Here is a 10,886-nt window from a genome sequence, read left to right as displayed (position 1 = left end):
TAGGCGCGTCCGACGATGCCCTGGAAGGTGCGGATGATGACGAACAGGGGCACGAAGCACAGCCACACGACGAGGGCGAGCAGGGGGCTGTAGACGACCATGAGCACGGTCGCGAGCGAGATCTGCGCGACGTTGACCATGAGCATGAGGCCGCCGAACTGCACGAACATCGAGATGGTGTCGACGTCGCTCGTCACCCGCGAGACCAGAGAACCGCGGCGCTCGGTGTTCTGGGTCAGCATCGCGAGGTCGTGGATGTGGCGGAAGGCCTTGAGCCGCAAGGTGGCCAGGCCGCCTTCGGAGGCCCGGAAGAGCCGGACGTTGACGAGGTAGGCCGACAGGGCCGTGACGACGACGCCGACGAGCGCGACCGCGATCCAGAAGCCGACGACGCCGGTGTCGGGCCCGCCACGAGCCAGGATGCCGTCGTCGGTGATGCGCTGGACGACGAACGGCACGAGGACGCGTCCGACGGTCGACAGCACGGCGAGCGCCATGGTGACCCCGATGCCGCGTCGCAGCTCGGGCGACAGCTGGAGCCCCCGCCGGAGGGTCTCGCCGGTGGTCAGCTCGTGACCCGTCGCGATGCCGTGGTGCTCCACCGGCGCCTGCGAACGGAGGCTCATCGGACCGCCTCCCGATCGTCGCCGCGTCCGTCGGGCCGCTCGGCGTCCTCGAGGTCGTACCCGTCGAGGTCGTACTCGTCGAGGTCCTCACCGCCCGCCTCGGCGGCGAGCGCCGCGCGTTCGGCCGCCTCGCGGGCGTAGGCCGTGACGAGCCGCTCGTACCCGGCGCACCGACGCATCAGCTCGTCGTGGCGGCCGTGGTCGACGACGCGCCCGGCCTCGACGTAGACGACCTGGTCCGCGAGCAGGATCGTGGCCATCCGGTAGGCCACGACGAGGACGGTCGTTCCCGAGCTGGCCTCGCGGAGCCGCGCCAGGATGGCCTGCTCGACACTGGGGTCGACGGCGGACGTCGCGTCGTCGAGGACCAGCAGCTGCGGCTCGCGGACCACCGCACGGGCCAAGGCGATCCGCTGGCGCTGACCGCCGGACAAGCTGGCACCGCGCTCGCCGACCCGCGTGTCGAGGGCGTCGGGCAGCCGCTCGACGAAGCCCGCGCCCTGGGCGACGTTGAGGGCGTGCCAGACCGCCTCGTCGTCGTGGTCGCCGCCGAGGGTGACGTTGCCGCGGACGGAGTCGTCGAACATGAAGGTCTGCTGGGCGACGAGGGCAGCAACGTCGCTGACGCCGCCCTTGCGCACCTCGCGCAGGTCGACGCCGTCGAGGAGGACGGCTCCGCTGTCGGGGTCGACGAGGCGCAGGACGAGGTTGGTCAGCGTCGTCTTGCCGCTGCCCGTCGGTCCGACGACGGCGACGGTCGAGCCGGGCGCGAGGTCGAGGGTGACGTCGACGACGGCCGGGTTGAGGTCGGTGCCGCCGTCCTCGGTCTCGATCTCGTAGGCGTAGGCGAGACCGTCGGCCTGCAGGTGGCTCGAACGGCCCTTCGGCAGCTCGCGGGTGCCGTAGGTCATGCCGCCCGTGGCCTCGAGCACCGCCTCGATGCGACGCCACCCGACGACGGCTCGCGGCAGCTCGGCCAGGACCCAGCCGAGCGCTCGCACCGGGAAGGCGAGGATCGAGAAGAGGTAGGCGATCTGCACGACCTGGGCGGCGGACAGGTAGCCGCTGCGGACGCGCAGCGTGCCGACGAGCAGCACGGCGAGCGTCCCAAGGGTCGGGATCGCCTCGATGGCCGGGTCGAAGCGCCCGCGGGTACGCCCGACCTCGACGTTGGCGTCGCGCAGCTCGTGCGTGACGGCCGCGAACCGCTCGGCCTCGTGGTCCTCGCGGCCGAGCGACTTGACGACGAGCGCGGCCTCGAAGCTCTCGTGGGCCACCTCCGACACGTCCGCGCGCAGCTGCTGCGCCCGGGTGACGCGCGGCGACATCGCTCGCTGGAACGCGACGTTGGCCGCGAAGAGCATGGGGAACACGGTGAGTCCGACGAGCGCGAGCCACGGGTCGATGACGGCCATCTGGACGATGCCGAAAACCAGCATGACGACGACGCCGAGTGCCATCGGCAGCGGAGCGAAGATGTTCCACGTCGCCTCGACGTCGGCGTTGGCGTTGGAGAGCAGCTGCCCGGACGGGTGCCGGTGGTGCCAGGCGAGGGGCAGCCGCAGGTACTGCCGGGTGACCCGCTGCCGGTACATCGCCCCGAGGTTGAACATGGCGATGCCGCCGGCGAGGCGGCGGCCGATGACACCGACGACGTTGACGAGGACGACGAGGGCGAGGACGCCGCCGATGGTCCACAGCTGCGCGGCGGTGACGTGCCGGGCCGCGATGGCGGGTGTGACCGAGTGGTCGACGACCCAGCCGATGGCCCACGCGGTGAGGCCGGTCATGACGCCGTACACGACGCTGCCGAGGACCGCGAGGGCGAACCACCGGGGTTGGTCCCTGATGCCGCGGCCGATGACGCCGAACCCCTCGCGCAGGGTGGAGGTGCCGCCGCGAGCACGCGGGGTCGATGGGCCGTTCACGGTGTGGCGCTCCCCTGTCGTCGGGCCGGTGTGGCCGGTGTGGCCGGTCGGGCCGCTGCTGCCGGCTGGTCGTGGCCGCCCCGGCACGGCGGCCCGCCGACTTCCCACCTTCTCACGCATCGGTGACGACGCCGTTTCGAGGACGCGTCCACAGCCACTCGGCGTCGGCGGCCGTGCCGTCGGCGGGGGTGCGGCGGAAGCCGAGGCGGGCGAGGACGCGGTGGCTCGCGGCGTTGTCGGGCGCGGTGCGCGCGACGACGGCGAGCCCCGCGGCGTCGAGCGCACGGCACATCGTGCCCAGCACGTCGGTCATGAACCCGCCGCCGCGGGCTTCGGGGACGAGGCCGTAGCCGACCTCGACGACACCGTCGACGGGCGGGCCGAAGCAGCCGATCGTGCCGACCGTCAGGCCGTCCGACCGGCGCACGACGTGGCGCGGCGACCACGCGTCGGGCCGGTCGAGCATGCCGACGGCGTCGAGGTCGTCCTGACGCGGGTAGCCGGGCGCCCACGTCGGCCGGCGCTCGCCGCGTCGCATGGCGTCGGCGTCCTCCCGCGTCACGGGGACCAGGCGCGCCCACCGGGTCTCGAGCGGGTCGGGCCCGATCGGGTCGGCGAGGGCACCGGTGGCCACCCAGTAGCGGCGGTGCCCGTCGACGGTCTGCTCGAGGTAGCCGCCGCACGACTCGACGGTGCGCGCGGACCCGACGTTGTCGTCGTCGCACGTGACGAGGACCGGGTCGATCCCCCGGGCGGCGGCCATCGCGAGCGCGAGCCGCAGCGCCGCCGTGGCGATGCCGCGTCGCCGCGCGAAGGGCGCGACGGCGTACCCGATGTGCCCGCCCTCGACGAGCAGCGCGGGGGTGAGTGCGTGCCGCAGCGCGACGGTCCCGACGACCCGCCCGTCCTCGACGACCCAGCGGTAGGACGACGCGACGCGTCCCTCGGGCAGCGCGAGGTCGGTGCGCTCCATGCGGCCGAGCCAGTCGACCCACTCGGCGAACACGGCGGGCTCGGCGAGCCGCGCGCGGTCGGTGTGCCGGTAGCCGGAGCCGTGGACGGTCTCGCCCTCGAAGGCGTCGACGAGCTCCCACCACGAGGCGGCGAGGTCGGTGGTGGGGCGCACGAGCTCGATCACCAGACGACCCTAGGCAGACCGTCGTGCCGGGGGCCACCGGGTTTGCCGAGGGGTCCCGCCTGAGAGGATGGGCGCCATGACGCGCCACGCCCGGACCGAACGGCTCCAGCTCTGTGACACGCTCGACCGGCTCGGCCCGGACGCACCCACCCTGTGCGAGGGCTGGGCCACCCGCGACCTCGCGGCGCACCTCGTCATCCGCGAGCACCGCCCGGACCTGCAGGCCGGCGTCTACGTGCCCTTCCTGGCCGACCGCCTCCAGCGCGAGCAGCGCGCCCTGGCCGACGGCGACTACCCCGGCCTCGTCGCCCGGGTGCGGGCCGGTGCACCGGCCTGGAACCCGATGCATCTCGGCGTGGTCGACGAGCTGACGAACACCGTCGAGTACGTCGTGCACCACGAGGACGTGCGCCGCGCCCAGCCGGACTGGGCGCCGCGCGAGCTGTCCGCCGACCTCGAGGCCGCGCTCTGGGGCGCGCTGCGCCGCACCGCGCGCCTCATGTTCCGCAAGGCACCGACCGGCATCGTGCTCGTCGCGCCGGGCCGCGGCCGGCACTCCGCCAAGCTCCCCGACGCGCACGGCACCGTCGTCCTGCGCGGCGCGCCGCTCGAGCTGCTCCTGTTCGCCTACGGCCGCCAGGACGTCGCCCAGGTCGAGGCCTCGGGGGACGCCGACGACATCGCCGCCCTGCAGGGCGCCCACCTCGGCATCGCCTGACGAGCACCCGACCGCACGGGATCCCCGCGCACGCCGCTACCGGACGGTGACCCCGGCCTCGCGGAGGGCGTCCTTGACCTGGCCCACGGTCAGCTCGCCGAAGTGGAAGACGCTCGCGGCGAGGACGGCGTCGGCCCCGGCCCGGACGGCGGGTGCGAAGTGCTCGAGGCGGCCGGCTCCCCCGCTCGCGATGACCGGCACGGAGACCTCGGCGCGGACGCGACGGATCAGCTCGAGGTCGAAGCCGTCCTTGGTGCCGTCGGCGTCCATCGAGTTGAGGAGGATCTCGCCGGCGCCGAGCTCGGCGGCCCGGGCGCACCACTCGACGGCGTCGAGGTCGACCGGGGTGCGTCCGCCGTGGGTCGTCATGACGAAGTCGTCGGTGGGTCGGCCGTCGTCACCGAGCCGGCGCCGGACGTCGGCCGACAGGACGAGCACCTGCGCGCCGAAGCGCCAGGCGATCTCGGAGATGAGCTCGGGTCGGGCGATGGCGGCGGTGTTGACCCCGACCTTGTCCGCCCCGGCCCGCAGCAGCCGGTCGACGTCGTCGACGGCGCGCACACCCCCACCCACCGTGAGCGGGATGAAGACCTGCTCGGCCGTGCGCCGGACGACGTCGTAGGTGGTCTCGCGGTTGCCGCTGCTCGCGGTGACGTCGAGGAAGGTCAGCTCGTCGACGCCCTGGGCGTCGTAGACCTTCGCCAGCTCCACGGGGTCGCCGGCGTCGCGGAGGTTCTCGAAGTTGACACCCTTGACGACGCGCCCGGCGTCGACGTCGAGACAGGCGATGACGCGGGTGGCGACGGGCATGCGCCAAGGCTAGGGCAGGCGGGTGCGCCGCCGGCGGTCGGTATCGTCGCCGCCATGTGGGACGACGTCGCGACGCCGCCGCGCCCCGAGGACGTGGAGGCCGTCGTCTCCCGCACGCTCGCGGCAGCGCCGCGCTGCGGCGACACCGTCGTCGTGGCGGTCGACGGGCACAGCGGCGCGGGCAAGACGACGCTGGCCCGCGGCATCCGCGACGCCCTGACCGCCGCCGGCGTCACCGGCGTCGGGCTCCTGCACCTGGACGAGATCTACCCCGGTTGGGACGGCCTGGCCGCGGCGCCGGGCCTGCTGGCCGAGCAGGTCCTCGCCCCGCTGTCGCGCGGGGAGCCCGCGGCGTACCGACGCTGGAGCTGGGTCCGGCAGACGTGGGCGGACACCCGCGAGGTGGCGCCATGCCGAGTCCTCGTCGTCGAGGGCTGCGGCAGCAGCGTCGGACCGGCGCGGCCGTTCGTGGCCGTCGCGGTCTTCCTCGACGCCGACCGCGACCTGCGCCGCACCCGGGGCCTGGCTCGCGACGGCGACGCGTACGAGCCGCACTGGGAGCACTGGGCCCGGCAGGAGGCGGCGCTCTTCGCGTCGGACCGCACGAGGGAGCGCGCGGACCTCGTCATCGACACCTCTAGTCTCTGAGGCATGGACCGGATCGAGACGCGGCCGCACGCGCTGCACGGCACGACGGGATGAGCGCCCGCACCGCCCGCACCGCCATCCGTCCCCTTCCACCCGTCTGGGTCATGGCCGTCGCGCTCGTCGCCGTCGCCGCGAACCTGCGCATCGCCATCACCAGCGTTCCGCCCGTGCTCGACAGCATCTCGGCCGACCTGCACCTGTCGCACGCGGCCGCCGGTGCGCTGACGACGCTGCCCGTCCTGTGCATGGGCGTGTTCGCGCCCGTCGCGAGCCGGCTGGCCCACCGGCTCGGCGCCGTGGCCGCCGTCCTGGCCGCGGTGGGGAGCATCCTCGTCGGCACGGTGAGCCGCCTCGCCGGCGACCACGGCGTCGTGCTGTACGCCGGTACCTTCCTCGCCGGGGTCGGCATCGCGGTCGCCGGCACCCTCCTGCCGCGGCTCGTCAAGACGTTCTTCCCGCCCGAACGGGTCGGGCTGGTGACCGGCCTCTACATGCTCGCCATGATGGGCGGCGCCGCGGTGAGCTCGGCGCTGTCGGTGCCGCTGGCCGACCGGCTCGGCTCGTGGCAGGCCTCCCTCGGGTCCTGGTCGGTCGTCGCCCTCGTCGGCGGGCTCGCGTGGGCGCCGTTCACGCGGCGGGCCAACCCGCACCACACGACGGGCGAGGAGGGCGCCGGACGCCTGCCGTGGCGCAGCCGCACCGCGTGGCTCGTCGCGCTCTACCTCGCGCTGCAGTCGTGGTGCTTCTACTCCGCCATCACGTGGCTCGCGCCGACGTACGTCGAGCAGGGATGGTCCCGCGCCTCCGCGGGGTACCTCGCCGCCGCGTTCAGCGCCGCCCAGATCGTCTCCGGTCTCGTGGGGCCGCTCCTCAGCGACCGGACCCGCGACATGCGCCGGCTGCTCCTGCCGTCGGCCGTCCTCGGCGTGGTCGGCAGCCTCGGCGTCTCCTTCGCGCCGCTCGCCGCTCCGTGGCTCTGGGCCCTCGTCACCGGGCTCGGGCAGGGCGCCGCGTTCTCGCTCGCACTCGTCCTGCTCGTCCGGTACGCCGTGACGCCGGACGCCAGTGGCCGCCTCACCGGGATGGCCTTCCTCGTCTCCTACGGCCTCGCCTCGGTCGGGCCGCTCGCCATGGGCCTGGTCCGCGACGTCTCGGGCGGGCTGTCGCCCGTCTGGCTCGTCCTCGGCGTCATCGGCGTCGTCCAGGGTCTCGTCGTCCTCCTCCTGCGGCCGGACCTGCGCCGGGTGGGCTGACCGGCCCGTCGGCGCCCGTCCCGTCGGGGCGTGGACACGCGTGTGACGGGTGTGTCCTCTGCGCATCCGTGCGCGCGGCTGCGGCGAATCCTGTCAATTCGGACGAAACCGCTCACATCCTCCCGATCGGCATCGCACACTGCTGTGCGGCCGGTCTCGTGACCTGTCCCCCGCTCGGGCGAGACGGCATCCCTCCACGACGGACAGCGACGTTCGACGACCCTGACTTCCGAGGAGACGACCGATGCCCCTCCACCCCACCACGTCCGGCCCCGCCGCCGGCCCACGACGTCCCCGGACGCGTCGCGCGAGCCGCCTGCTCGCCGCCGCGGTCTCGGTGGCCGCCGCCGCGACCCTGCTGCCGGCCACTGCCGCGGGCGCCGCCGTGGCGCCGGCCGCAGTGGGTCTCGCGGGCATGGCCGGCGTCGCGGCCGTCGCCGTGCCGGGCCCGGTGACCCTGTCGGTCGTCGCCGGTCCGACGCGCGGCGGGACCGTCGTCGAGCTGTCCGGCACCGGCGTCGCCTCGGCCACCAGGGTGTGGTTCGGGGGCACGGCGGTGACCGCCATCCAGCCGCTCTCCACCACCCGCATCCGCGTCACGACCCCCGCCCGCCCAGCCGGCGTCGTGTACGTGCGCGTCTCGAACGCGGCGGGCTTCTCGCCCCAGTCCCTGCGCTCCACCTTCGCGTTCGAGGCCGTCCCGACCGTGTCACGGCTGTCGACGACGCTCGGCTCGACGTCCGGGGGCACCCCGGTGACGCTGACGGGAACGGGCCTCTACCGGGCCTCGGCCGTGCGGTTCGGCACGGCATACGCGCGGATCGTCGCGCGGGTGTCGGCCACGGAGCTTCGCGTCACCACACCCGCCCATGCCGTGGGACTCGTCGACGTACGCGTCACGACGCCCGGCGGCACGTCGGCGGCGACGACGGCCACCCGCTTCCGCTACGCCGTCACGCCCACCCTCACCGGCCTGTCCACCAGCGCAGGTCCGACGGCGGGCGGCCAGACGGTCACGATCAGCGGCACCGCCCTCACCGGTGCCACGACCGTCTGGTTCGGCACCTCACGCGCCCCGTCGTTCACGCGCCTGTCCGCGACGTCGGTGCGCGCCGTCACCCCCGCCCGCCCGGCGGGGACGGTCGACGTCCGCGTCACGACGCCGAACGGCACGACCCCCGTCGTCCCGAGCGGCCGGTACTCGTACGAGGCGGTCCCGACCGTGACGAACGTGTCGCCCTCGAGCGGCCCGTCGCGCGGCGGCACGGTCGTGACCCTGACGGGCACGAACCTCGGCAACGCCAGCTCCGTCTTCTTCGGCGGCACCCGGGTCCTCCAGGTCACCCGGGTCTCGGCGTCGACGCTGAAGGTCACCGCCCCCGCGCACGCCGCGGGGACGGTCTGGGTCCGGGTCACCTCCGCCGGCGGCTGGTCGGCGGTGGGCCCGGCGACGAGGTACACCTTCGGCGCCCCGCCCGCGGTGACGGGTCTTTCGGCAGACGCGGGGCCGCTCGCGGGCGGCACGGTTCTCACGGTCACCGGCACCCACCTCGAGGACGTCACCTCGGTGCGGTTCGGCAGCACGCCGGGCACCGACCTCGTCGTCGTCAGCTCGACGACGCTCCGGGTCACGACCCCCGCGCACGCCGCGGGCACGGTGTCGGTGCGCGCGGTCAACGCCAACGGCACCTCCCCCGACGACGCCGCGGCGACGTTCGCCTACGAGCCCGCCCCGCGCGTCACCTCGCTGTCGGTCCCGGCCGGCCCGCTGCGCGGTGGCACCGTCGTCACCCTGACCGGCACGACGTTCGGGCGGGCCCAGTCGGTCACCTTCGACGGCGTGCCGGGAACCGCCCTCGTCCGGGTGTCCGACACGGAGCTCCGCGTGACGAGCCCCGCCCACGCCGACGGCACCGTCGACGTGCAGGTCGTCGCGCCCGGCGGCACGTCGGCCACCGGCTCGGCCAGCCGCTTCGTCTACCAGGCTGTCCCGACCGTCACCGGCGTGACGCCCACGCTGTCGCGGACCAGGGGTGGCACGACCGTCACCATCACCGGCACGGCCTTCGACCGCGTCAGCGCGGTCACGTTCGGCAGCAAGCCCGCGACGGCGTTCACCCGGGTCTCCTCCACCACGGTGACCGCCACCGTGCCGCCGATGGCGGAGAGCGTCGTCAACCTCCACGTCGTCACACCCGGTGGCAACTCGGCTCCTCGTGCCGCCAACGCCTTCACTTACCAGGACCCGCCGGTCGTCACCCTCGTGTCGCCGTCGTCCGGCCCGCTCGCGGGGGGTACCACCGTCACGCTGAGCGGCACGTCGTTCCAGAACGCGTCCGCCGTGCTGTTCAACGGGGTACCGGCCACGTCCTTCACCCGGGTCTCGGCGACCCGCCTCACCGCCGTCGTCCCGGCCCGGGTCTGGACCGGCACGGTGCCGGTCCGCGTCACCACCCCCGCCGGCACCGTCGTCAAGAGCGACGGCTTCCTCTACGACGCCGGCGCCTCGCTGCAGCCGGGCCAGTCCCTGACCGCGGGCACGACGATGCGCTCGCCCAACGGCGCCTACACGCTGACGCTCCAGCCCGGCGGCGACCTCGTGCTGACCAAGGGCACCACCCGCCTCTGGTCGGCCGGCACCACGGGCACCGGCAACCGGCTGACCGTCCGCGCGGACGGCAACGTCGTCCTGCTCAACGCGAGCGGCGCGGGCATCTGGAGCAGCGCGACGTCCGGCTGGACGGGCGCGCACTTGACGCTCGGTGACGACGGGCTCCTGCTCCTGAGCCAGGGCGTCACGCCCGTCTGGGACCACCGTGGGATCCGGTACGACCGCCTCCTGTCGGGGCAGACCCTGCGCGCCGGCGAGTCGCTGCAGTCGGTCAACGCGTCGTGGCGCCTCACGATGCGCACCGACGGCAACCTCGTCGTCACGACCTCGGCCGGCCGGCTGCAGTGGTCGGCGCTGACGTCGGGCTCGGGCAACGTCGCCGTCATGCGCACCGACGGCAGCTTCGTCGTGAAGTCCCGCTCGGGATCGGTGCTGTGGTCGACGAAGACCACCGACGCCCCCGGGTCGATCGTGCGGATGCTCGGTGACGCGAACGTGGCGGTGTACGAGGGCCCCAAGGTCGTGTGGGCCATCACCGGCGGTCCGGGCCCGCGCAGCTGGGCGTGCTACTCCAAGGCCACCCAGACGTGCATCACCCGCTTCGGCTACTACGGCCAGAGCGCGTGGGGCTACCCGGTCGACGCTTGGGGCAACAACTGCACCAACTTCTCTGCCTACCGCCTGTCCCGCGACGGCGTGCCCAACCCCGGAAACCTCGGCAACGCGGCGACGTGGGACGACCGGGCCCGGGCCAAGGGCTTCGTCGTGGACCAGAGGCCGAAGGTCGGCACCATCGCGCAGTGGAACAGCAACCACGTGGCCTACGTCGACTGGGTCAGCTCCGACGGCACGAAGGTCGCGATCTCCGAGAGCGGGTACGGCGGCACGGTCCTCGGCGTCACGTACACCTCGATGAGCGGTCGCCGCATCCTCACGAAGGGCACGTCGTCCTGGCCGTCGAACTTCATCCACTTCCGCTGAGCGGGCACCGGTGACGGCGGGGTTGAGCCGGCTGTCCCAGCGGACTTCACCGCCCGCGCCCGACCCATCGGCTGCACCGGCTCGTCGCCGACGACCTCTGGGCGTCGAACGGGCCCGTGGTCGGGTCAGGCGGCCGTAGCATCCGGCAGACGCTGCCACCAGAAGGGATCCCG

8 protein-coding genes are annotated in these 10,886 nt (G+C 74.1%); 4 read left to right on the top strand and 4 right to left on the bottom strand.

The genetic code is table 11. The annotated features are described in order from the left end of the window. From ACPYOM_RS00760 to ACPYOM_RS00750, 3 genes are all read right to left on the bottom strand, one after another. On the bottom strand, positions 1 to 626 hold a 626-nt coding region (locus ACPYOM_RS00760; protein WP_481344499.1), incomplete at its 3' end, for an ABC transporter transmembrane domain-containing protein. After that, a complete protein-coding gene (locus tag ACPYOM_RS00755) occupies positions 623 to 2,554 on the bottom strand; it encodes an ABC transporter ATP-binding protein (RefSeq protein ID WP_481344498.1) in 1,932 nt (643 codons plus the stop codon). The genes ACPYOM_RS00760 and ACPYOM_RS00755, both read right to left, overlap by 4 nt. 112 nt (positions 2,555 to 2,666) lie before the next feature. Continuing rightward, the gene (locus ACPYOM_RS00750; RefSeq protein ID WP_481344497.1) at positions 2,667 to 3,692 is read right to left on the bottom strand and encodes a GNAT family N-acetyltransferase; all 1,026 of its coding nucleotides are present in this window, start codon (positions 3,690 to 3,692) and stop codon (positions 2,667 to 2,669) included. A 76-nt stretch (positions 3,693 to 3,768) separates the two neighbouring features. Between ACPYOM_RS00750 and ACPYOM_RS00745 the strand changes: the two genes are divergently transcribed. After that, positions 3,769 to 4,410, top strand: a complete 642-nt coding sequence (locus ACPYOM_RS00745) for a TIGR03085 family metal-binding protein (protein WP_481344496.1) — start codon at positions 3,769 to 3,771, stop codon at positions 4,408 to 4,410. A gap of 36 nt (positions 4,411 to 4,446) precedes the next feature. Here ACPYOM_RS00745 and hisF read toward each other — a convergent pair whose 3' ends face one another. Beyond that, on the bottom strand, positions 4,447 to 5,220 hold the full coding sequence (gene hisF / locus ACPYOM_RS00740; protein ID WP_481340827.1) for an imidazole glycerol phosphate synthase subunit HisF: 774 nt from the start codon (positions 5,218 to 5,220) through the stop codon (positions 4,447 to 4,449). A gap of 54 nt (positions 5,221 to 5,274) precedes the next feature. On the opposite strand from hisF, the gene ACPYOM_RS00735 reads away from it, so the two are divergent. From ACPYOM_RS00735 to ACPYOM_RS00725, 3 genes are all read left to right on the top strand, one after another. Next, positions 5,275 to 5,868 (top strand): uridine kinase family protein, encoded by a 594-nt coding sequence (locus ACPYOM_RS00735; protein WP_481344495.1) that lies wholly within the window; start codon positions 5,275 to 5,277, stop codon positions 5,866 to 5,868. Between the two features lie 50 nt (positions 5,869 to 5,918). Then, complete coding sequence (locus ACPYOM_RS00730) at positions 5,919 to 7,121, top strand: MFS transporter (RefSeq protein ID WP_481344494.1); 1,203 nt, start codon at positions 5,919 to 5,921, stop codon at positions 7,119 to 7,121. Positions 7,122 to 7,365: 244 nt separating this feature from the next. Further along, positions 7,366 to 10,713: an IPT/TIG domain-containing protein gene (locus ACPYOM_RS00725; protein WP_481344493.1), complete on the top strand. Its 3,348-nt coding sequence runs from the start codon at positions 7,366 to 7,368 to the stop codon at positions 10,711 to 10,713. Positions 10,714 to 10,886 lie beyond the last annotated feature (173 nt).

Source organism: Monashia sp. HAY1-2A (genome assembly GCF_056755315.1).
This window is presented reverse-complemented; position numbering and strand designations above follow the sequence as displayed.